Origin of the sequence: Streptomyces sp. NPDC002133, assembly GCF_040296405.1 — a bacterium.
Taxonomy (GTDB): domain Bacteria; phylum Actinomycetota; class Actinomycetes; order Streptomycetales; family Streptomycetaceae; genus Streptomyces.
Genome location: NZ_JBEOXF010000065.1, coordinates 1 through 21,515 on the forward strand (window position 1 = coordinate 1; position 21,515 = coordinate 21,515).

At 67.5% G+C, this 21,515-nt stretch carries 17 protein-coding genes and 2 pseudogenes; 11 read left to right on the forward strand and 8 right to left on the reverse strand.

The annotated features are described in order from the left end of the window. The first annotated feature begins 77 nt into the window (after positions 1–77). From ABT078_RS35850 to ABT078_RS35860, 3 genes are all read left to right on the forward strand, one after another. Positions 78–692, forward strand: coding sequence for a Mu transposase domain-containing protein (locus ABT078_RS35850; protein WP_351235387.1), 615 nt, complete (start codon positions 78–80; stop codon positions 690–692). Beyond that, positions 692–1,540, forward strand: coding sequence for an IS21-like element helper ATPase IstB (gene istB, locus ABT078_RS35855; RefSeq protein ID WP_351235389.1), 849 nt, complete (start codon positions 692–694; stop codon positions 1,538–1,540). Before ABT078_RS35850 ends, istB begins: the two co-directional genes overlap by 1 nt. An 851-nt stretch (positions 1,541–2,391) precedes the next feature. After that, positions 2,392–3,279, forward strand: a complete 888-nt coding sequence (locus ABT078_RS35860) for a serine hydrolase (protein WP_351235391.1) — start codon at positions 2,392–2,394, stop codon at positions 3,277–3,279. Positions 3,280–3,451: 172 nt separating this feature from the next. Here the strand turns inward: ABT078_RS35860 and ABT078_RS35865 are convergent, their stop codons facing one another. The 3 genes from ABT078_RS35865 to ABT078_RS35875 all read right to left on the reverse strand — a co-directional run bounded on the left by ABT078_RS35865 (position 3,452) and on the right by ABT078_RS35875 (position 5,132). Next, a complete protein-coding gene (locus tag ABT078_RS35865) occupies positions 3,452–3,604 on the reverse strand; it encodes a hypothetical protein (RefSeq protein WP_351235393.1) in 153 nt (50 codons plus the stop codon). Between the two features lie 114 nt (positions 3,605–3,718). Beyond that, entirely contained in the window at positions 3,719–4,327 is a 609-nt protein-coding gene (locus ABT078_RS35870; RefSeq protein ID WP_351235395.1) for a DJ-1/PfpI family protein, read from the reverse strand. Positions 4,328–4,538: 211 nt separating this feature from the next. Next, positions 4,539–5,132 (reverse strand): GNAT family N-acetyltransferase, encoded by a 594-nt coding sequence (locus ABT078_RS35875; protein WP_351235396.1) that lies wholly within the window; start codon positions 5,130–5,132, stop codon positions 4,539–4,541. A 128-nt stretch (positions 5,133–5,260) separates the two neighbouring features. On the opposite strand from ABT078_RS35875, the pseudogene ABT078_RS35880 reads away from it, so the two are divergent. Continuing rightward, positions 5,261–5,503: pseudogene (locus tag ABT078_RS35880) on the forward strand (IS5/IS1182 family transposase); the annotation flags it as partial. 43 nt (positions 5,504–5,546) lie between these two features. Here ABT078_RS35880 and ABT078_RS35885 read toward each other — a convergent pair. From ABT078_RS35885 to ABT078_RS35895, 3 genes and pseudogenes are all read right to left on the reverse strand, one after another. After that, entirely contained in the window at positions 5,547–6,932 is a 1,386-nt protein-coding gene (locus tag ABT078_RS35885) for an FAD-binding oxidoreductase (RefSeq protein WP_351235397.1), read from the reverse strand. Between the two features lie 772 nt (positions 6,933–7,704). Beyond that, entirely contained in the window at positions 7,705–7,908 is a 204-nt protein-coding gene (locus ABT078_RS35890) for a hypothetical protein (RefSeq protein ID WP_351235399.1), read from the reverse strand. Positions 7,909–8,435: 527 nt separating this feature from the next. Further along, positions 8,436–8,599 (reverse strand): annotated as a pseudogene (locus ABT078_RS35895) (NAD(P)-binding domain-containing protein); the annotation flags it as partial. 365 nt (positions 8,600–8,964) lie between these two features. Here ABT078_RS35895 and ABT078_RS35900 point away from each other — a divergent pair. Continuing rightward, the gene (locus tag ABT078_RS35900; RefSeq protein WP_351235401.1) at positions 8,965–9,675 is read left to right on the forward strand and encodes a GNAT family N-acetyltransferase; all 711 of its coding nucleotides are present in this window, start codon (positions 8,965–8,967) and stop codon (positions 9,673–9,675) included. Positions 9,676–9,957: 282 nt separating this feature from the next. Here the strand turns inward: ABT078_RS35900 and ABT078_RS35905 are convergent, their stop codons facing one another. Next, entirely contained in the window at positions 9,958–10,431 is a 474-nt protein-coding gene (locus ABT078_RS35905; protein WP_351235403.1) for a carboxymuconolactone decarboxylase family protein, read from the reverse strand. Between the two features lie 457 nt (positions 10,432–10,888). Here ABT078_RS35905 and ABT078_RS35910 point away from each other — a divergent pair, with 457 nt between their 5' ends. Further along, the gene (locus ABT078_RS35910; protein ID WP_351235405.1) at positions 10,889–11,239 is read left to right on the forward strand and encodes an ArsR/SmtB family transcription factor; all 351 of its coding nucleotides are present in this window, start codon (positions 10,889–10,891) and stop codon (positions 11,237–11,239) included. A gap of 354 nt (positions 11,240–11,593) precedes the next feature. On the opposite strand, the gene ABT078_RS35915 is transcribed toward ABT078_RS35910, so the two are convergent. Further along, positions 11,594–12,301 (reverse strand): sigma factor-like helix-turn-helix DNA-binding protein, encoded by a 708-nt coding sequence (locus ABT078_RS35915; protein ID WP_351235407.1) that lies wholly within the window; start codon positions 12,299–12,301, stop codon positions 11,594–11,596. A gap of 1,111 nt (positions 12,302–13,412) precedes the next feature. On the opposite strand from ABT078_RS35915, the gene ABT078_RS35920 reads away from it, so the two are divergent. The 5 genes from ABT078_RS35920 to ABT078_RS35940 all read left to right on the forward strand — a co-directional run bounded on the left by ABT078_RS35920 (position 13,413) and on the right by ABT078_RS35940 (position 21,502). Beyond that, positions 13,413–13,817, forward strand: coding sequence for an NAD-dependent epimerase/dehydratase family protein (locus ABT078_RS35920; RefSeq protein WP_351235409.1), 405 nt, complete (start codon positions 13,413–13,415; stop codon positions 13,815–13,817). Positions 13,818–13,975: 158 nt separating this feature from the next. Further along, the gene (gene aceE / locus ABT078_RS35925; RefSeq protein WP_351235411.1) at positions 13,976–16,663 is read left to right on the forward strand and encodes a pyruvate dehydrogenase (acetyl-transferring), homodimeric type; all 2,688 of its coding nucleotides are present in this window, start codon (positions 13,976–13,978) and stop codon (positions 16,661–16,663) included. Positions 16,664–16,767: 104 nt separating this feature from the next. After that, positions 16,768–18,507, forward strand: a complete 1,740-nt coding sequence (gene sucB, locus ABT078_RS35930) for a 2-oxoglutarate dehydrogenase, E2 component, dihydrolipoamide succinyltransferase (protein ID WP_351235413.1) — start codon at positions 16,768–16,770, stop codon at positions 18,505–18,507. Between the two features lie 1,106 nt (positions 18,508–19,613). Next, entirely contained in the window at positions 19,614–20,510 is an 897-nt protein-coding gene (locus tag ABT078_RS35935) for an RNA polymerase sigma-70 factor (protein ID WP_351235416.1), read from the forward strand. Between the two features lie 554 nt (positions 20,511–21,064). Beyond that, a complete protein-coding gene (locus ABT078_RS35940) occupies positions 21,065–21,502 on the forward strand; it encodes an Ohr family peroxiredoxin (RefSeq protein WP_502981479.1) in 438 nt (145 codons plus the stop codon). Positions 21,503–21,515: the final 13 nt, after the last annotated feature.

Genomic DNA, 21,515 nt, shown 5'->3' on the forward strand with positions numbered 1-21,515 from the left:
GTACGACCGACCGTGCCACGGATGGAACGGGTGCGTCACCCGCACAACTCGCTCCGCACCATGCGGATCAGAAGCATTTGACGGTTCGGTCCAAGGGCCTGGTCGAGCGTGCGAACGGCTACCTGGAGACCAGCTTCCTGCCCGGTCGCCTCTTCACCGGCCCGGACGACTTCAACGCCCAGCTGACCGCCTGGCTGCAGATCGCCAACCGGCGCCATCACCGTGTGATCGACGCCCGGCCGGTCGATCGCTGGGAGAGCGACCGGGCGTCGATGCTCGCCATCCCGCCGGTCGGCCCGCCCCACTGGTGGCCGCTTCGCACCCGCCTGGGCCGCGACCACTACATCCGAGTCGACACCAACGACTACTCCGTCCACCCCCGCGCGATCGGCCACGTGGTCACGGTCCACGCCGACACCGAGGAGATCACCGTGATCTGCGGCAACGACCTGGTGGCCCGTCACACCCGCTGCTGGGCCAAGCATCAGAGCCTGACCGACCCTGAGCACGCCGAGGCGGCCCGGAACCTGCGCGGTGAGGTGATCCACCAGCAGGCAGCCCGAGCGGCCACCGCCAAAGCCGCGGCCCTGGCCCCAGACAGCCTCGGCATCGAGGTCGAACAACGCGAGCTGGGCACCTACGACCGCATGTTCACCCTCATCGAGGGCGGCGGCGGGAAGGAGGACACCTGATGGCCCGCACCACCGCTCCCACGAAAACGCACCCCACCCCCGATGCGGGCAAGCCCGACGGCCAGGGCGCCCGCACGGGCCGGCAGACCGCCGCCGACCTGGCCTTCCTCGCCCGTGCCATGAAGGCCCCGGCCCTGCTGGACGCCGCCGAGCGCCTGGCCGAACGCGCCCGCACCGAATCGTGGACCCACACCGAGTACCTGGTCGCCTGCCTCCAGCGCGAGGTCTCCGCCCGCGACTCCCACGGCGGCGAGGGCCGCATCCGCGCCGCCCGCTTCCCCGCCATCAAGACCATCGAGGAGCTCGATCTCACTCATCTGCGTGGTCTGACGCGCCAACAACTCGCACACCTGGGAACATTGGACTTCATAGCGGCGAAAGAGAACGCCGTCTTCCTGGGACCGCCGGGCACCGGCAAAACCCACCTGGCCACCGGACTCGCCGTCCGGGCCTGTCAGGCCGGCCACCGGGTCGCGTTCGCCACCGCCGCCCAGTGGGTCGACCGCCTCGCCGCCGCCCACCAGACCGGCCGGCTCCAGGACGAACTGGTCAAGCTCGGCCGCTACCCGCTGATCGTGATCGACGAGGTCGGCTACATCCCGTTCGAGGCCGAGGCCGCGAACCTGTTCTTCCAGCTCGTCTCGAACAGATACGAGAGAGCCAGCGTGATCGTCACCTCGAACAAGCCCTTCGGACGCTGGGGAGAGACCTTCGGCGACGAGACCGTCGCCGCCGCCATGATCGACCGACTCGTCCACCACGCCGAGGTCCACTCCCTCAAAGGCGAGTCCTACCGCATGAAGGGCCGCGAACTCGGCCGCGTCCCCACCGCCACCGACAACGACTGACGAACCACCGAGGCCGCACAGTGGCTCACGATTGAACCGTTCGAACTGGTCCCAAATTCAGCCGTTGCCGACAAGATGATCACGAGTCGCCCGCGGCACCGGAATCGTCATCGAAGCCAGACACACGAAGAAGACCTGCAGCGTTCCGTCCGAAGCCCACCCGCACCTCGCCACGCAGATCCCGTCCCCGGGGTGCGGACCTCCGCGAGCTGGGCTTCAGCGGGGCGCGAGCCGCCCTGAAGCACTTTGGGAGATTCGCGCGACACCCCCAGAAAATCGCATGCCTGGCGTTATCCCCCGGTCGTAGCGACGCGACGTCGCTGGTGTCCCTTCGGCTGCTCCCCCACTCAAGGACTCCGCCGAGAATCCGCTCCGAATCGCCGACCAGGCACCTACGGGCGTGCTCAAGACGAGCCGCCGCGCCGGCCTGCCGAACGAACCGGTCAAGACCGTCGCCGCCCCTGGTGGCGCGATTGCCTGCTCCGGCAACGACCACCAGCCTCGTCGCAGCGACCCGTCGACTCAAACGACGAATAGGTTGACAAACATCACACACCAAGAAAGTACTCAATTAGGACATATCCCCCTTTATTTCCGCCTGCCTTCGCTCCGCCGTTGCTAGGGTCACCGCAATCGGGGATCTGGCGCTCTGCAGCTACTGCCGGCCAACAAGTCCAGGGCTGGAGAACCACCCCCGGGCCACCGCACTGCCGCGCCACGCTTCACCAAGCGTCCGACACCGGAGTCGTGACAGCGGCCAATGCCCGCCGACACCCGCACGACCCCGGACTCACAAACCATCGCGAGCGGAACACAGCGCAACCGCAGGAACACAGCAGGACGGAATCCTCATGCTCGGAATGCCCATACCGCGCCGCGCACTGCGATGCCTGGCCGCGGTCCTGACCACCGGGACGGCGCTCGCAGGGATCTCGACGACCGCCGCGGCCCAGACCGGCAGCGCCGGCGCACCGGCCGGCGGCTCGCAGGTCACATGCACTTCGCGGCAACCAGGGCTGGCAAGCCGACTCGCACAGGACATCGCCGCCGCACTCCGCGGGCGCCAGGGCACCCCCGCGCTCGCTCTCTACGACCGACCCACGGCGACCTCGTGCACATTCAGGCCGGACGCGAGGTTCGACTCAGCGAGTGTGGTCAAGGTCACGGTGCTCGCAGCTCTCCTGCGCACATCCATGGAAGAGCACCGCAGCCTCACGCCGCGCGAGGCCGCCCTGTCCACCGCCATGATCACCAAATCGGACAACGACGCGACGTCCGCTCTGTGGCGACAGATCGGCCACAAAGGCATCCAGCGCTTCCTGACTCTGGCGGGCATGCAGGACACCGTGCTGGGGCCGAAGGGCTATTGGGGCCGCACCCAGATCACCGCCGGCGACCAGCTCAAACTGCTGCGCGTGCTCACCTCGGACAACTCCGTCCTCGACAGGAACGCTCGCGCGTACGCCCTCGGCCTGATGAACCAAGTAGTCCCCACCCAGCGCTGGGGAGTGCCGGCCGGGGCATCCGACACCGTGACGACCCACCTGAAGAACGGGTGGCTGCCGCGTGCGACCAACGGCTGGCGGGTCCACAGCATCGGCGTGTTCACCGGCGGGGGCCACGACTACGGGATGGTCGTACTCTCCCACGGCAACCGCTCGATAGACGACGGCATCGTCACCATCGAACGCGTGGCCCGCGTCATCAACCGCGAACTACCCCGGCAGACAGCGTCCTAACACGTTGTTTCATCTGGTGAGCCAGCGGTGACCGATCAGGGCTGCCGCTGTGCCGACGACGGCGGAACAGTGCCCACAACTCGCCCGGCACCAGCCGCTCAACCAGATCCGCCATGACCCGTTCAACGACCGCAGTGGCAGAAGCGTCCGAACGAGGACGCAGCCCGACCGGTCACTGGCGGAGCGGGCGCAGGCCCGTGCGGACGTCGTCGACGAAGTACTCAGGCTGCTCCCAGGCGGCGAAGTGCCCGCCCTTGGGGAGCTTGTTGTAGTGGATCAGGTTCGGGTACGCCTTCTCGGCCCAGCTCTTCGGGGGCCTGTACATCTCGGTCGGAAAGACACTGACGGCGACGGGGAGCTCGACTCCCCTGGCGCCGAAGAACGAGATCCCGGCCTGGGCGGTCTCCCAGTACAGACGCGCCGTGGAGATCGCGGGGCATCAGCCCAGTACGACCTGGCCCGCGTGGACGGCACGCAGGGCGCGCTCGACGGTCTCCTGGTTTTCGCCGACCGGAGCCACGTAGCCGATGACGTCGCGCGCGGCATCCTCTCCGAGCATTCGAGTGATCACCCATGCGGCGAGATACTGCGACGCGAGACAGCCGCCCGCCGTAGCGATGTTCCCCTCGGCGTGGAACGGCGCGTCCAGCACAGTGACATCACAGGCTTCAACGAAGGGCCGGCTCGTCATGTCCGTGCAAACGGGCATGCCACCCAGCAAACCGAGCCGCGCAAGCACCAGTGCGCCGGAGCACTGTGAGCCGATCAGCTGTCGCGAAGGGTCGAGCGGCAACATGGAGAGCAGCCGGTCGTCGGCAACCACGTCGCGCGTCCTCACCCCGCTACCGATCAGCACGACGTCGGCCTCGGTCACGAACGCCAACGGGCGCTGTCCGGTCACCTCGACGCCGTTCATCGACGTGACCGCCGGCGTCGGCGTGGTGATGAAGGCCTCCAAGCCGTCCTTGCGGCACCGGTTGATCAGCGCGGAGGCGATAAAGCTGTCGAGTTCATTGAACCCGTCGAAGGTGACCACGGCTACCTGCATCACAACTCCCTATGTACGTCATCAGATGTCCGCTCCAAGGCGCGCCGCACCCGGGTCGCGCGCCAATTGGGGCCGGTCGGTGGCATGGATGCCAACGACCTCGCGTTTCGAGTTCCGAACCTGAGGACCACGCTCGCCGGCCCGCCCTCCTGCTGACGCCTCGAGGATCGCCAAGCCGAACTCGTCGAGAGCACCGTCGTGCTTGTCCTCGTCAGAGCCGAGCGCCCAGGAGTGCCTTTGTTTCAGGCCATTCCTGGGCGAGGATGGAGAAGTACACACTGTCCCGCCACGTGCCGTCCGGACGTCGGCGATGGCGGCGCAGCACGCCTTCACGGCGCGCTCCGAGGCGGGCAATGGCTGCCTGCGAGCGGTGGTTGAGGTGATCGGTCTTCAACTGCACACGCCCCATGCCCAGTTCTTCGAAGGCGTGGGTCAGCAGGAGCAGCTTCGACTCGGTATTGACTGCGGTACGCCAGTATGCACGGCCGTACCAGGTCCAGCCGATCTCCAGTCGTTCGTCGGGCACATCGATGTCGAGGTATGCGGTCCAACCGATGGCCTGGCCACTCGCACGGTGGATGACCGCGAACGGAACGAATTCCCCCCGCTCAGCAGCCGTCAGTAGGGCGCCGAGCTTGCCCCCCAGCTCGTCCTGCGTCTGCGGCGCCGGCCCTCCCTGCCACCGCCAGACCTCCTCGTCCCGGCCGCCCACGGCGAAGAGGTCGCCGAGATGACTCATGGCCAGGGGTTCCAGACGCACATGGCGGCCGGTCAGTGTTGTGGGCAGAGGTGTCTTTGCAGCCATGGCACGAAAATAGTCCATACATTGCACTAGATTCAATCCCATTTGCACTAGTGCAAAGGGATTGAGGGCGACTACCCCGGCGCGCCGGCGGAAGGGCACCAACGCACCAAGCCCACCGACTGCAGCGCCCGACCCCGCAGCCGCCGGCCACACCGCCACCGCAATGGATCGTGGACGGCACCTTGGTCCCGGTCCGTGACCGCAAGGTCGGAGCTTCCTCGCGCATCTACCGGCTCTCACCGTGCTCGGCGACGGAGTCCACATCGGCACGGGCCTCGTTGTCCCGCACCGCAAACACCCCGGCCGGCCGCTCCGGCCGGTGAGAAGAAGACGACGCTGAACACCGGAGAGTCCGTGACCGCGTCGAGCACGACCAGCCCCGAGTCCAGGCCCGCGCCACCCGTTCGGAGGCCGTCACACGGTTCCGGCGGGCTTTATGTTCTGGTTGTGGTGGAAGAAGTTGTCCGGATCGTAGACCCGCTTGACCTGCGCGAGCCGGTCGTAGTGGGTGCGGTAGGTGGCCCGGACCCGGTCCTGGCCCTCGTCCTCGCCCATGAAGTTCACGTACGCGCCGCCCATGGAGTGCGGGTGCATCTCCCGCCAGTAGTCGACGCACCATTGCTTGATGATCTCGGCGTTGGCGGGATCGGGGTCGACCCCGGCGAAGACGCCGGACCAGACGGCGTCCCGATAGCTCCATGCGGTGTCGTCACGGCCCAGCCGGTGGACGGCACCGTCGATCGGATAGAGGTGCATCAGTGAGAGCGGGGTGGGAATGCTCTCGCCGTACTTGAGGTGCACGTCCAGGGCGGCGTCCGGGATGCGGTCGAAGAAGTCGCCGCGCCAGTACCACTGGTACCCGGAGGGGATGAGCTCGTCGAACATGCTCTGCAACGCGGGGTAGGGCATGGGCGTCGTGAAGTGGAAGGCGGGCGGCCCGGGCTCGTCCACCGTTGCGAGGCCCGCCTCGAACTGGTCAAGGTCCCCGGTGCAGCACCACACGATGCCGCACGACTTCTTCCCGTGGAGCTCCGTGGGGAACGGCGGGCCGGGCGGGATGACAAAGATCACGAAGAAGCCGTACACGTCCTCGGGCGCCGCGGGGAGGAAGTCGCGGTACCACGTCAGCACCTCACGGGTGCGATCGACCGGCCACACGGTGACGCCGCCCCCGACAGTGCCCACCGGGTGCAACCGATAGGTGAACGATGTCACTATGCCGAAGTTCCCACCGCCACCGCGGAGCGCCCAGAACAGATCGGGGCGCTCTTCGTCGCTGGTCGTGACGAAGGTGCCGTCCGCGAGCACGACATCCGCGCCCAGCAGGTTGTCCGCCGTCAGGCCGTACCTACGCGTCAGATAGCCGTGGCCGCCACCGATGGTCAGCCCGCCGACCCCCGTCATCGAGATGATGCCGGTGGGGGTCCCAAGGCCGAAACCATGGGCGGCGTGGTCCAGGTCGCCGAGCTGGCTGCCCCCTCCGACCTGGGCTGTTCGCGTGACCGGGTCGACCCGCACCCAGCGCATCAGGGACAGGTCGAGGGTAAGCGCGTCATCCACCAGGCAGAGGCCGGGTCCGCTGTGTCCGCCACCGCGGACGGCCAGCTCGAGGCCGTGCTCGCGGGCGAACGTGACCGTCCGCATGACGTCCGCCGGGTCCACGCACCGCGCGAACGCGGAGGGGCGTCTGTCGATCATCGCGTTGTAGATCGCACGGGTTTCGTCGTACGCGTCGTCCTGCGGGCCGATCACCGGTCCGCGCAGTGCGTCGCGCAGTGCACCCAGAGTCGTGCCGTCCATGAGAGCTCCTTGACGGGGCACGCCGGCTACCGACCCCCGGGCCTCCGATCCCACCGGCCGCCCTGTTGACTGATGCGGCGCACCCGCCGAGCCCGCCACGGGCACCCCACGCCCATCGGCGGCCCCCACGACGCCGCGGGGCCGACAACTCAAGCCTGGCATCGGCCATCTGCCCACGCAACGCAGCTGCGGCGGGCCGCGTGCTGGAAGAGGCCCTCAGGCGCCATGAGCTCCTGCACTCCGACCACGAGGACAACGGCAGGCGCTCGAACGGCGTGACACCGCACCGGCATTCCGTGGCGCCGTCCTCCGCTTGACGACCGCCCTGACCCACGCTGTACGCCTACTTCGTCCGCCGGCAGGAGGAGTGCCTTCACCAGCTCAACAGCCTCCTGTGGCGACAGGTGCGTCAGCATGCGGGCCGCGGGGCCGAGCCGAGCGCCAACCTCATGGTCCGGGGCCTTCATCACGCCGCCGACCGGGATGACGTCCCGCCATGTGCTGTAGCCGATCAAGCGCGCGGAACACCCAGGTCATGGCCCTGGTCGCCGTCGTCGGTGACCGTGCCGGGGCGCACGGAGCTGGAACCTGCGATGGCGGCCGGCCCGCCCGCGACGGAACATGCTCGCCGGGGCCGGGCCGGAGGCGACAGGTCGTGATCGGCTGCACCACGACCGGGGACGTAACCCCGACTGGGACGAGCCGTCACTGTGGGGGACGAGGCAGGGCGGTGCCTGCTGCGCCCCAGAAGGGGCGCAGCAGGCAGGCGGGGTCAGGCCAGGGACCACTTCCCCGACCGGGCGACCTCGCAGGTGGCCAGGTCCATGCCCAGGTGGTCTCCCTCGCCCGGAGGATCCGCGCGGGAGTGGTCGGCCGGCAGGCCCGCGAACGGCTGATGCCCGGCCTCCCACACGTCGTCGGACCGGTCCCTGTCCAGCCGCTCGTACTGGAGTGCTGGGACTGGGCACTGGCGCAAGGGAAGCCGGGTCGCTTGTGTGACAGCCGGGACAGGGCGCTGTGCAGACTTTCGCGTCGATGGCAGCAGGGCGTTGTCCCAGGTACGTGATTCCGCGGTTGGACCAGTCGGCTGGAGCGCCTGCCACGCCCCAGCCGACCGGAGCACGATGCCCGTCTTGACGGCATTGCCGAGAGACTGAAACTGCGTGCGATAGGTAGACCAGGCAACAGCCCTCGGTGTGACACACGGTTGATGGGCAGGGGCACGCAGGCCGTAACAGGCGCTTTCGCCCCGACTTGGACCGCGGCAGCGCAGGGGCATCCCACTCCGCCCAGGGCTTACGGCGGAGTCTGGCATGGGGCCGGTCTCGCCGGCCCACGCGAACATCGTCTCGGATGCGGTGGGACGCCAAAATCCCACCCGCCGCGCCAGGGCCACAGCCACCGCAACGGCAACGGCAACGGCAACGGCAACGGCAACGGCAACGGCAACGAGCCTCGTCCCTGTCGGGACCCTCCCGCCTCGTGAAGCGAGGGGAGGGCGCCCTGAACCATGATCATCAGCCGGCGGGGGCGCTCGAGTGCGGCCACGAGCTCCTCGGCGGTCCTGGCAGGGACGAAGGCGCCCTCGTGGCCGAACTCCTCGATGAGCGCACGGGTGCGGGACGGGGTGCGGTTGTGGATGGCGACGGATAGCCGTGCCGGGCGTAGCCCGTCGGGTCGTCGTGGTCGGGGTAGGTGTGGCGGTGTGGCCGTACGAACCACTGGTGCCGGTAGATGCGGCCAGAGGTATCGCGGGCCCCGTGGTCCTCGTCGGGGCGGGCCGGATGGACTGACGGAGCGTGATGTAGCGGACCGGGGCGTCGGGGTGCTCGGCACTCGCCCGGCGCAGGCGCGGCGGGCACCGGGGCGCCCGGCGCAGGCGCGGCGGGCACCGGGGCGGCAGGCAACGCCGCCGGCGCGTCCGTGGTCACGGCGCGCCCTCAGCTACCGATGAGGCTGTTTCGTTCGGAGCAAAGGGCGCTGGTTCGACAGGTTTTGCTTCCGAGGACCATTTCCCGGGGAGGGGGAAAAGGTGGTGCGGTCCGGGCACGATCTGTGCAGACTGGCGCGCGTGCTTATCGATCATTGGCCGTTGAAGGGCCTACGCGTACGGTCTCCGCGTCTTGAGTTGCGACTTCCATCCGAGGACGAGTTGGCGGAGCTTGCCGATGTCGCCGCGCGGGGCGTCCACGAGCCGAACGCCAGGCCCTTCTTGACGCCCTGGACCGATCTGCCGCCGGCCGAGCGCGCACGGCATGTCATGCAGCTGCACTGGAGTCGGCTGGGACGGTGGACGCCGCAGAACTGGGCGCTGGAACTCGTCGCCTTCTTCGAGGGCCGCCCCGTGGGCGTTCAGGACATGCGAGCCGTGGATTTCGGCATCCGCCAAGAGATCGTCTCGGGTTCGTGGATCGGGCTGAACCACCAGGGTCGGGGACTTGGGACCGAGATGCGCGTTGCCATGCTGCACCTCGCGTTCGCGGAGCTGGGTGCCGTGTCGGCGACATCAATGTCCTTCACTGACAACCTCTCCTCGGTTTCCGTGTCGCTGAAACTCGGCTACCGCCCTGACGGCATCACGCGCGACGTCCTGCATGGCGAGGTAATCGAGTCCCAGCGGTTCCGTCTCTCCCGTGCAGATTGGCACTTGCGCGAGCGTCCACCCGTGACGGTGAGCGGGCTCACGGGCTGCGAGGAGCTCTTCGGAATCGTCGGCGAGGGAGCAGGCACGGGGGCGGCTTAGAAAGACGACCTCTTCTTGCGATCGGCGTTTCATAGGTAGTCGCTCGTCAAACACCCCGCCGCCCGGAGGTCCACCTGCAGCAATCGTGTTTCATGAGTTGTTGCATACGGCTGGTCGCCTGAGAATAGCCGTCCTCGACGCTCCCGGGACTGCGTCATGAAGAGGTGAAGCTGCCCGCATGTTTCAGCGGCACCGGCTGACGCCGGAAGTCCGTCTCCCCGCCCTTGGTCGGGGAGGCGTGGAGACGGACAGCATGTGTCCGGCCGGGCCGGATACCTCTGTTTAGCCGAACTGTCCGACCTGGTAGCTACCGGCAGGCTGCTGGATGATGACGTTGATGCGGTTGTAGGCGTTGATGACGGCGATGAACGAGATGAGGGCGACGAGCTGGTCCTCGTCGTAGTGCTTGGCAGCGTTCGCCCAGGCCTCGTCGGTGACGCCACCGGCCGCATCGGCGATGCGGGTGCCCTGCTCCGCCAGCTCCAGCGCGGCCCGCTCGGCCTCGGTGAAGACCGTGGCCTCCCGCCAGGCGGCGACCAGGTTGAGCCGCAGCGGGGTCTCACCGGCGGCGGCGGCGTCCTTGGTGTGCATGTCGGTGCAGAAGCCGCAGCCGTTGATCTGGCTGGCGCGGATCTTCACCAGCTCCTGAGTGGCGACCGGCAGGCCCGCTTCCGACGCCGCCTTGCTGGCCATGTACAGGTGCTTCAGCACCTTGCCCGCGACGGCATTGCCGAAGTAGTTGAGACGCGCATCCATGGTGATCTCCTTACCGAGTTGCAGATACGCACCACTGACTGGACAGCGCCACAAAATGTGACAGGAGGCGGGGTGTGATGTGCGTCACTTCCCAATGCCACCTGCATCCCGGTCGCGTGGTTCGTTGCAGACCCGTTGAGAGCGGCCAGTTCGGGGCGAGTCACGGATCCTGTTGCAGCGGGGAGCCGACAAGGGTGGCAGCCGCGCCCTCCTCGGCGAACGCGCAATCCGACGTGAGCCGGACCGGCCGAGGCGCGCGACCGACTCTGTCAGCGCGCGGGCGGCGACAGGAACCACGGGCCGGCTTCCCACCTTCAGGGGCGCCGCGCACCTCAGTCAGCCGGCTCGACCTGCCGCGTCATCACCGCAATGAGTCCTCGCCCGCAACACAGTCACAGACTGTTACGCTTCAAGCGCGGAAGTTCGTCCGATGCCGAACAAGCGGTAATCTGTCGCCATGCCGGACCGCTCGTCAGCACCTGCCCAGAGTGACATCACCTTGCCGCGCGTGCTGGGAGCGCTCAGCGACCCGACACGCCTCGGTATCGTCCGAGTACTGTCCGACGGCACCGAACGCGGATGGGGTCAATTGCGCGCCCCCATCGCCAAGTCCACGCTCAGCCATCACCTCAAGGTGTTGCTCGAGGCGGGCGTCACACAGACCCGTCAGGAAGGCACTCGCTGCTTCGTGACTCTGCGCCGCACAAGCCTCGAAGCCCGCTTCCCCGGACTGCTGCCGGCTCTGCTGTCGGCGGCCGTTGCGGATCACGTCGGCGAACACGTAACCGAAAGTGACGATGAGGAGTGACCGGATTGACCCCGTAGCGGGGACAGAAGCGATCTGGACGCCGATCACGTCCGTTTTCAGGGCGAGCTCGTCACCACCCTTGGACACCTCGCACAGGGGCTCGTCCCGCCCGGCAACGGGACGGTTGCCGGCGCACCTGCCGCTGTCACGGAGGAGTTCGGGCATGGGCCGCGCGCGGACGCCGTGCGCAACCACCGGTCGACTCCTGCGGCCGCTCGGGGCCTTTCCCTAGCTGATCAGTACACTCCGTCGAACACAGACCGCCCGACCTGCCGTGGCATCGGGCTGCTGCCCAACTCCGCCAGACAGCGCCCAGAGTTCGGGCGGCGAGGGCCTGGCGGGGCAGGCGGTGCTTCATGCAGGTCGGGATTGTCCGGCGCCTACGAGGTCGGAGTTGCTGTCCGCGGGGGGTGCTGCCGGTCGCAGTTCTTCGGCAGTCCACAGTTGCAGTAGTCCCTGGTGCAGCCAGGAGGCCGCGGTGGCGATGGGCGCGTCCGCGATGTCGGCGATCTCTTTGTCCGTGAAGCCTTCGACGGCTGCGAGGTAGACGGCGATGCGGTGTTGTTTCGGCAGTTCCTGGAGGGCGGCTCTGGCGTCCGGCGCGGGGAGTTGGCTGAAGGCCTGCAGTTCGGCCAGGCGGATGCCGGCCGGAAGCCGAGGTTCGTCACGGGTCTGGGTCCGGTCCTCGCCGTCCTTGGTGGTGGTGTCGTTCGGCTGGTCGTGCTGTCCGCGGCGGGGGCCGATGAATGTCTTGGTGAGGATGTGGTAGAGCCAGGTCTTGTGGTTGGTGCCCGGCAGGAGGCGGGGGAATGAGGTGTACGCCTGTGTGAACGTGTCCAGGATCAGGTTCTCCGCGTCGGCGGGGCTGCCTGTCACGCCCAGGGCGGCCCGGTACATCGGGTCGAGGAGGGACAGCACGTCGCGCTCGAACGCGTGGTGCTCGAGCGGGTCCTGCTCGAACGTGTGGTGCTCGAGGTGTGCGTCGTCTTCGGTCTGGCTGTGGTTGCCCTGTCGGCGTGTGTCGGGGGAACCGCCCTCGTCGCCGGTGACCAGGTGCGTCAACGCGTCGCTGTGGTTGTCGGGGTGTGCGGTTGGCTGGGTCAGGGGAGCGCGAGCAGTTCTGCGGTGACGGCCGCGCCCTGGGAGCGTTTCGCTCTCATGTATGCGATCGCTGTCGGCGTGTCGGCCCCTGTGCCGGCCGGTGCCCGAGCCGAGCAGGGAAGTCCAGCTCGAGAGACCGGACCGAAGGTTCATCATCGAAAGAGGCATGTGCATTTCCTCCCGGGAGAGTGTGTCGTCGATCGTGCGCTGAAGGACGGCCGGTGGTGGAGCCTGCCGCCGACTTCGTGAGCCGCGGGGAGCCCCTGGCCAAGTTCTTGTGCGATGGGCCCGTCATGGAGCGCGCCATCCCAGGCCGTAGCGGCCGCGTACGGCAGCCTCCGTGCCGTGTTGCCATCAGTCTCGACTCGCGGCATCGGCTGGTGCCTTGTCGCGACCCTCCCACGGAGTGGATGGATGCCGGTCGGAGTCGACCCGTGTGAGCAGGAGGCGACAGGTCAGTCGCTGGGACGCGGGCACGCACGTGGGCACGCCGTGCCACCTCCTCCTCGTGGACCAGCGTGACCATCGGCTTTCCCGGCTCCCACATCACGGACACGACGACCGGGTCCGGCCCGTACATCCCTCCTCGCGTTGCCGTCCTGGTAGTGGATCAGATCACCACCTGGCTCCCGCACCGTCTCTCCAGTCTCGATCACACGTTCCGGCTCGCCCTCGCTCGAACCGAAACGCCCACTGAATCCTTGTCCGACACCGTGCTCCACCTCCCCAGGTCCGCCGTTTCATGAGCCCGACGCACCGTCCGGCGGAAGCCGCGTACGGGCATCCAGGGCCCACAGCCGCTTCGTGGTGATGACCGAGTGCCCTGTGGATCTGTGACAGGTGTGGCGGCCTCCTCGGCCCCTCGTGAAGACTCGCTCGGCACGCACGGCTGGTCGGTGCCGCTCCGAGCGACGGTCGGCCTGCGCTCCCGACGTGCATTCAAGGCACATCGACTGCCCCGTCGAGCGGTGTCACAGAAGTGGCTCAACCTCTGTCGTAGGTAGTGAGTGGCTGACATCGCCGTCACGAAGACACCAACGGGGTCGCTGACCCCCTGAACGGGAGGGCCTGGATGAGAGTCGTCGTCGCAGGTGCCACCGGGCTGATCGGTGCCAGGACGGTTGCCAGGCTCCGGGACCACGGTGTGGAGGTTGTGCCTGTGTCACGCGGTGAGGGCGTTGATGTCATCACCGGGGATGGTCTCGCCCAGGCCCTCGGTGGCGCCGGGGTGGTGGTGGACGTCACCGATGCGCCCTCACGTGCGGAAGAGACCAGTCCGCAGTTCTTCGACACCGCTACGACCAATCATCTGGGGGCCGCGACCCCAGCAGGTGACGAGTACTACGTGATCCGCTTCGTCGTGGGGGCCGAGCACCGCGAAGCTGCCGGCTGCCGAAGGCGACGTACGAGGCGTCGCCACCGACGTACGTGCCCGGTTCTTCGGCGCGGCGACAGGGGAGCGAACGCTTCTCCCTGAGACACCCGCCCACGTGGGCTCGCCCGCCGGTGACACCCCGGTGTGATCCTGTGAGCCGCCAAATCAGCACGCACAGCTCTTGTCGACCGACACCGGAAGCAAGTCCGTGTCTGCCGTCGTCATCCTCTCCTCCCCCACGCCTTGACAGGAAGGCTTCCATGAGTAATCCGGCCCGGCCCGCAGAGTCCTCTGCGACAAGTGAGCTCGACCAGGTACCCGACCGTGACGCCGAAGAGACTGCAGAATGGCAGGCGTCACTCGACGCTGTCGTGAAGAACGCAGGGCCGGATCGGGCGGTTTACCTGCTGCGACGTGTGCACGAGCACGCGGCCAGGTCCGGAATAGTTCTGCCCCGACTTCTTTCCTCGGACTACATCAACACAATCCCGACGTCATCCCAGCCGGTCTTTCCCGGCGACATCGCCATGGAATCCCGGATCACCGCTCTGAACAGGTGGAATGCGGCAGCGATGGTGACCCGCGGCTCCCACCTGGGCCTTGGTGGCCACATCGCCACCTACGCCTCGGCGGCTTGGCTCTACGAGATCGGGTTCAATCACTTCTTCAAAGGCAAGGACGAGGACGGTTCCGGCGATCAGCTCTTCCTGCAAGGGCATGCATCGCCGGGCATCTACGCCCGCGTGTTTCTCGAAGGGCGCCTCAGCGAGGACCAGTTGAGCCGCTTCCGGCATGAGGCCGACGGCCACGGACTGCCGTCCTACCCCCACCCCAGGCGTCTCCCGTGGTTCTGGGAGTTCCCGACCGTTTCCATGGGACTGGGCCCTCTCGCCGCCATATACCAGGCCAGATTCAATCGCTATCTGCACGACCGGGGCATCAAGGACACATCCGGGTCACGTGTATGGGCGTTCCTCGGGGACGGGGAAACGGACGAACCCGAGTCGACGGCTGCGCTGGCGCTCGCCGCCCGCGAGGGTCTCGACAACCTCACTTTCGTCATCAACTGCAACCTTCAGCGCCTGGACGGTCCCGTACGGTCGAATTCCAAGATCGTTCAGGAACTTGAGGCCCGCTTCCGCGGAGCGGGCTGGAACGTGGTGAAGTCTCTCTGGGGCGAGGCCTGGGACTCCGTGCTACAGCAGGACACCAGCGGCGCCCTCGTCCACCGCCTCAATGAGGTGCCCGACGCCCAGCTGCAGACGTACGCCGCGCGAGATGCCGCCTACATACGCAAGCACTTTTTCACCGGCGATGCGCTCTCCGGCATCGCCGCAGGGCTGAGCGACTCCCAGCTCACCGATCTGTTCGAAAACTCGCGCGGCGGGCACGAACCTCTCAAGGTCTACGCCGCCTACCGGGCTGCGGTCGAACACCGGGGGAAGCCGACCGTCATCCTCGCCCAGACGGTGAAGGGACACACGCTGGGGTCGGATTTCGAGTCGCGCAACGCCAACCACCAGATGAAGAAGCTGACGATGGAGCAGTTCCGTCAGATGCGCGACGTGTTGGAACTTCCCATCCCGGACAGCGCGCTGAACGGGGACGTGGTGCCGTTCTGGCACCCCGGCGAGGATTCGCCGGAGGTGAGGTACCTGCGGGAGCGCCGCACTGCTCTGGGAGGCCCCGCTCCGGTGCGCAAGGTCGTTGCCAAGCCTCTGGCTCAGCCGACGTCCCGCCCCTTCGAAGCCCTCAAGAAGGGCTTCGGCAAACAAGAGGTGGCCACCACCATGGCACTCGTCCGCCTGGTCAAGGACCTGATGCGCGACGAGGAGACAGGGCAGCGCTGGGTGCCGATCATCCCCGACGAGGCCCGTACGTTCGGCATGGAGTCCCTCTTCCCCACGGCCGGAATCTACTCGCCGGACGGCCAGACCTATGAGCCTGTCGACGCGGACCAGCTCCTCTATTACCGGGAAGCCAAGAACGGCCAGCTCATCGACGAAGGCATCACCGAGGCCGGCTCCATGGCCGAGTTCACCGCGGCGGCGACCTCGTACGCCACGCACGGCGAACCCATGATCCCGTTCTACATCTTCTACGCCATGTTCGGGTTCCAGCGAACCGGTGACCAGTTCTGGGCGCTGGCCGACCAGTTGGGGCGCGGGTTCGTCATCGGGGCGACGGCCGGCCGCACGACGATGACCGGCGAGGGCCTGCAGCACGCCGACGGGCATTCTCACTTGCTGTCGTCCACCAATCCGGCGGCGGTGAGCTATGACCCGGCCTTCGCGTACGAGATCGCGGTGATCGTCAGGGAAGGGCTGAGACGGATGTACGGTGAGCAGCCCGAGGACGTCTTCTACTACCTGACGGTGTACAACGAGTCGAAGCAGCAACCGCCGATGCCCGCTGTGCCGTCGATTGAAGAGGGAATCCTGCGGGGCATCTACCGCTTCAAGCCCGCCGAGTTCCACGATGCCGGGCCGCGGATCCAGTTGCTGGCTTCCGGCACGGCGATCCACTGGGCTTTGGAGGCCCAGGATCTCCTCGAGTCACACTGGGGCGTCCACGCCGACGTGTGGTCGGTGACCTCCTGGACGGAGCTGCGCCGCGATGCGTTGAGCGCCGACCGGGCGCGGCTGCGCGGTGAGCAGTGCGAACCGTATGTGACCCGCGCGCTCTCGGGTGCGCCAGGTCCGGTTCTGGCCGTCAGCGACTGGATGCGGCAGGTGCCCGACCAGATCAGCCAGTGGGTCGAGCAGGACTACTCGTCCTTGGGCACGGACGGCTTCGGCCTGTCGGACACCCGCGATGCGGTGCGCCGCTATTTCCACGTGGACGCCGAATCGATCGTGGTGGCAGCCCTGGACCAACTGGTCCAGGCCGGAGCAGTCGGCCCGGAGACGGTCACGCAGGCCCGCGATCGCTACGGCTGGCAGGGGTGACCCGAACCCACAGCGTGCTGGAACTGAACCTGCGAACTGCAGGCCGTGGAAAAGAGCAAGGGGTGCCGCGGCGCCCTGCGGATTCGTGAGGAGCAACCCAAATCATGGCGGTTTCCGTAACCCTGCCGGCCCTCGGGGAGAGTGTCACCGAGGGCACCGTCACCCGCTGGCTGAAGCAGGTCGGCGAGACGGTCGAGGCCGACGAGCCCCTGCTCGAAGTCTCCACCGACAAGGTCGACACCGAGATCCCCTCCCCCGTCACCGGCGTCCTGACGTCCATCACGGTGCCCGAGGACGAGACCGTGGCGATCGGCGGTGAGCTGGCGGTTGTCGACGATGGCACCGCTGCCCCCGCCGTGGAGCCTGTGCCGGCTGCCCAGGCAGTCGCCGCCGAGCCCGCGCCCGCTACCGAGGCAGTGGCAGCAGCGCCTGCGGCGAACGCGCCTGCTGCCTCCGGCATCGAAGTTGTCCTGCCGGCCCTCGGGGAGAGTGTCACCGAGGGCACCGTCACCCGCTGGCTGAAGCAGGTCGGCGAGACGGTCGAGGCCGACGAGCCCCTGCTCGAGGTCTCCACCGACAAGGTCGACACCGAGATCCCGTCCCCAGCCGCGGGCGTACTACTGGAAATCACCATCGCCGAGGATGAGACGGCCGAGGTCGGTGCCAAGCTCGCCGTCATCGGCGCGCCGGGGTCTGCTCCCGCGGCACCTGGTCCTGTTGCCCCGTCCCGTCCGTATGAGGCTCCTGCACCCGCGGCGCAGGCCCCCGCCGCTCCTGCTCCCGCGCCTGCGTCTCAGCCCACCGCATCCTCGCCCGTGCCCGTGGCGGCCCCCGCCGCACCCGCGCCGGTGCCTGCGGCTCAGCCCGCAGCGGCCCCCGCTCACCCTGCCCCCAGCGACGTGTATGTGACCCCGCTCGTACGGCAACTTGCCGCAGGGAACGGCGTTGACCTCACCTCGGTTCAGGGATCCGGCATCGGAGGGCGGATCAGGAAGCAGGATGTCGTCGCTGCCGGACGTGGAAACACACCGGCTGGAAACACACCGACTGGAACCACACCGGTTCCTCTGGATGCGACAAGCCGCCTGCAGGCTCCGGTGGAGACGTCACCGCTGCGTGGCCAGACGGTCAAGATGACCCGCATCCGCAAGATCATCGGTGACAACCTGAAGAAGGCCCTGCACGAGCAGGCTCAGCTGACCACCGTCGTCGAGGTTGACGTCACCAAGCTCATGCAGCTGCGCGCCCGGGCGAAGGAGGACTTCGCTGCCCGGGAAGGCGTCAAACTGTCTCCCATGCCGTTCTTCGTCAAGGCGGCAGCCCAGGCCCTCAAGGCGCACCCCGTCATCAACGCCCGGATCAACGAGGGCGAAGGCACCATCACCTACTTCGACGAGGAGAACATCGGTATCGCGGTGGACACCGAGAAGGGGCTGATGACGCCGGTCATCAAGAGCGCGGGCGACCTCAATATCGCAGGCATCGCGCGGATGACTGTCGAACTGGCCCGCAAAGCCCGAAGTGGCGGACTTGCCCCGGATGACATGTCAGGCGCCACGTTCACGATTTCCAACACCGGTTCCCGCGGTGCCCTGTTCGACACGGTCATCGTGCCGCCGAACCAGGGCGCCATCCTGGGCATCGGTGCCACGGTCAAGCGCCCCGCGGTCGTCGAGGCTGACGGAGACACGGTCGTCGGCATTCGCGACATGGTGCACCTGTCGCTGTCCTACGATCACCGCCTGGTGGATGGAGCGGACGCTGCCCGTTACCTGACTGCGGTCAAGGCAATCCTGGAAACCGCCGCGTTCGCCGGCGACCTGCTCCCAGGCACGGATTCCTGAGCGCATCGGCGCGGTCGACCTGTGCCGCACCAGCGATCAGTCAGGGCGGTGGACCCCCTGCTCGTCGGCCTCGGCTCCGCTTCCGGCGCCGAGGCCGACGGAGTCGGCGCACAGTGTTTCGTGGCGCGGGGGCCCGTTCCGCAGAGCATGGTGACCCGGAGTCACTCGCCGATCGGCCGACTCCAGGAACCCGGCATCCGCATACTCGGGGTGCTACCAGGACCGGTGTGCGAGGGGCAGCGTAGCGGTCATGGAGGCGTCGGCAGGCGGGAAAACAACTCATAGTGCGTTCGACGGTCCAACCATGGCGACCTGATCGTGGTCCTGTCGCCCCATGATTGGTCGGCTGGGGCCTGTCCGGTGGACCTTGTGGCCGGCGGTCCGGACCCTGCGGCATCGCTTGCGATCAGGCTGACGCAGGCTGCGCCACCATGGTCGATTGGTGGGAAGTGTTGCCGGCCAGCGAGCGGCAGCAGTGGACTCTGGATCCGTTCGTGAGCGTGGTTCCCCTGCACTTCGGGATGAGCCCCGACGAAATGTCGGAGGCGCTGAACGGGATCGCGACGAGCGCTCAGGGGTATGTGCGCAGGCAGCTGCCAAGGACCGCTGCAGCAGGGTGAAGGGCAAGTACCGGGAGCTTGGCCCGACGCTGTAATACGGCGTGGAGGAACGGCTGCGGGGTGTTTTGGTTGATGCCCTCCGGGGGCTGCAGGCCGCGTGCGGGTTCAGCCCGCTATTGCCCGGAGCGCCCCGAGGACCGCTCACCGGGCGCATGGAAACACTGCGCCTTGGGAGCACCCACACATACTGGGGCCACACACTCGGCCACTGGCTCTCTTCCTCCGACTGGACCATGCTCGGATCACCGACCTTGCTCGGATCACGGACCGTGCTCGGATCACCATGGGATCGGCAGGCCCGGTCCCAGCCGACGGACGGTAGGCCGGCGGCCGGCCGGCGGCACGGGAGCGAGTGGGCCACGAGTACCCAATGAGTGCCATTGCTGCCATCAGGTTGGGTGTCACTGTGTGAGCCACTCGCGGCCGCAAGCGCACGCTGCTGCAGCGGCTTGTAGCATGGTGGCGTCGGGGCCGGAAGGGACAACCATGCACGCTGGGGATGACGCCGAATCCCTCGACCAGGCGACGCGGGATTTCCTCGCAGCACGCCCGCAGCTCTTCGGTATCGCGTACCGCATGCTGGGCAGCGCTGTGGAAGCCGAGGACATCCTTCAGGAAGCGTGGATGCGGTGGCAGAACACCGACCGCACGAACATTGTCGAGCCGACAGCCTTCCTGACCACCGTAACCACACGTCTGGCAATCAACTTTGCCCAGTCCGCCAGGGTGCGGCGGGAGTCGTACACCGGCCCGTGGCTTCCCGAGCCGGTTGACACCAGTCAGGACCCGCAACTGGGGGCGGAACGGGCTGAGGCACTCGAGATGGCGGTTCTCGTCCTCCTCGAGAAGCTGAGCCCGACGGAGCGGGCCGCCTATGTCCTGAGGGAAGCCTTTGACTACCCGTACAAGGAGGTCGCAGACATCCTGGACACGAGTGAGGCCAATACCCGCCAGTTGGTGAGCCGTGCGCGCAAGCACCTGTCCGCCGAGCGCAGGGAGCACGTCAGCCCGGCTGATCACCGGCGCCTGCTGGAAGTGTTCCTCGCCGCAGCACAGACGGGTAATCTCACGGAGCTCGAGCATGTTCTCGCTGCCGACGTCGTCAGCTACTCCGACGGCGGAGGAGTGGTGCGCGCAACGAAGATACCGGTCATCGGGCGTGCGCACGTCTCCAAGTATCTCGTTGCCTTCGCGCCGCGTTTCTGGCCCGACTCGGCCGTTCGGTGGGTCGAGGCCAATGGCTGGCCGGCCGTGCTCGTCTCGTCCGGCGGGAACCCCCTGGCCTTGCTGTCCGTCGATGTGTCGGCGGAAGGGATCGACCGGATCATGTGGGTGATGAATCCGGCCAAGCTATCGCCGTACGTGGCGTCACTGGACGGCTGAGAACCTCTCGAGAACGGTCGGAGGGCCTGCCTGCGGTCCATGGCAGCACAGCATGCTTGGCGGGCAGATCTCGCTGTTCTGCGGCACAGGTCCTCGCGCCCTCAGGTGCGCCCGGGCCTGGCGTCCGCCGCTCCGTTGTCGGCCTTGGCAAAAGCACCTACCCTCCCCGCTCGTCGACCTGCGCGAGAAGGCACTGTCATCTCCCGCCTGACCGACCTCACAGGGCCCTGGGCCAGGGTGAGGCCCCGTATGTGTCACATGGGGCGGCTTGTCGGTCATCCGTCTACCCGGAACCCCAGGTTTCTCAAGACTTGAAGGACAGACGACGTGACAATTGTCGTGAGCGGCACAGTGAGCCCTGCCCGCGGATGGTTGTATCGCCTTGCCGTCCGAGGGAAGAAGCCTGCACGAGCAGGCCTCGCCCCTTCCATCGTCTTGCCCGCTCCGTGCGTGATGTCGGGCAAGCCCGACTGCGACAACGCCGGAGTCATGCTGTGAGCGAGCATAACCAGGTGCCCAACCTGTCCACCGAAAAGGACTTCGATGGGACGTCCTTGTGCGCCATCTACACAACGACTGTGACCGTCAGTGGCGGCATAGCCGAGCACGGGCGGGCCTCGGGGAGAGCCCGGTCAGCCGACGGAGTCCTGGACCTCAGCCTGGGCATACCTGCCGAGCTCGGTGGGGACGGCCAGGAAGCCAACCCCGAGCAGTTGTTCGCCGCCGGACTCGGCGCCTGCTTCCACGGAGCCCTGAGCCTGGTGGCGCGACAAGCGGCACTCGATCCCGCTGGAATCTCCGTGGACGTGACCGTGGCATTCGGGCGGGACCCGGAGGACGGCGGCTACGGACTGCGCGTCGACCTGGCGGTCAAGTGGCCGGGCGTCGCTCCGGAGATCGCCGCTCCCCTTCTGGAGAAGGCCGACTCACTGTGCCCCTACACGAGGATGGCCTGGCAGGGCACGTCGACACCCATCACGTTGATTCCCTAGCCAGGGCGTCCCC

Excerpts from the sequence above, each read along its gene's own strand:
- ABT078_RS35875 (WP_351235396.1), bottom strand. The coding sequence starts at position 5,132 with ATGGCTGCAAAGACACCTCTGCCCACAACACTGACCGGCCGCCATGTG.
- ABT078_RS35920 (WP_351235409.1), top strand. The coding sequence starts at position 13,413 with ATGAGAGTCGTCGTCGCAGGTGCCACCGGGCTGATCGGTGCCAGGACG.
- ABT078_RS35935 (WP_351235416.1), top strand. The coding sequence starts at position 19,614 with ATGCACGCTGGGGATGACGCCGAATCCCTCGACCAGGCGACGCGGGAT.
- ABT078_RS35865 (WP_351235393.1), bottom strand. The coding sequence starts at position 3,604 with ATGTACAGGCCCCCGAAGAGCTGGGCCGAGAAGGCGTACCCGAACCTG.
- ABT078_RS35885 (WP_351235397.1), bottom strand. The coding sequence starts at position 6,932 with ATGGACGGCACGACTCTGGGTGCACTGCGCGACGCACTGCGCGGACCG.
- sucB (WP_351235413.1), top strand. The coding sequence starts at position 16,768 with ATGGCGGTTTCCGTAACCCTGCCGGCCCTCGGGGAGAGTGTCACCGAG.
- istB (WP_351235389.1), top strand. The coding sequence starts at position 692 with ATGGCCCGCACCACCGCTCCCACGAAAACGCACCCCACCCCCGATGCG.
- ABT078_RS35870 (WP_351235395.1), bottom strand. The coding sequence starts at position 4,327 with ATGCAGGTAGCCGTGGTCACCTTCGACGGGTTCAATGAACTCGACAGC.
- aceE (WP_351235411.1), top strand. The coding sequence starts at position 13,976 with ATGAGTAATCCGGCCCGGCCCGCAGAGTCCTCTGCGACAAGTGAGCTC.
- ABT078_RS35905 (WP_351235403.1), bottom strand. The coding sequence starts at position 10,431 with ATGGATGCGCGTCTCAACTACTTCGGCAATGCCGTCGCGGGCAAGGTG.
- ABT078_RS35860 (WP_351235391.1), top strand. The coding sequence starts at position 2,392 with ATGCTCGGAATGCCCATACCGCGCCGCGCACTGCGATGCCTGGCCGCG.
- ABT078_RS35910 (WP_351235405.1), top strand. The coding sequence starts at position 10,889 with ATGCCGGACCGCTCGTCAGCACCTGCCCAGAGTGACATCACCTTGCCG.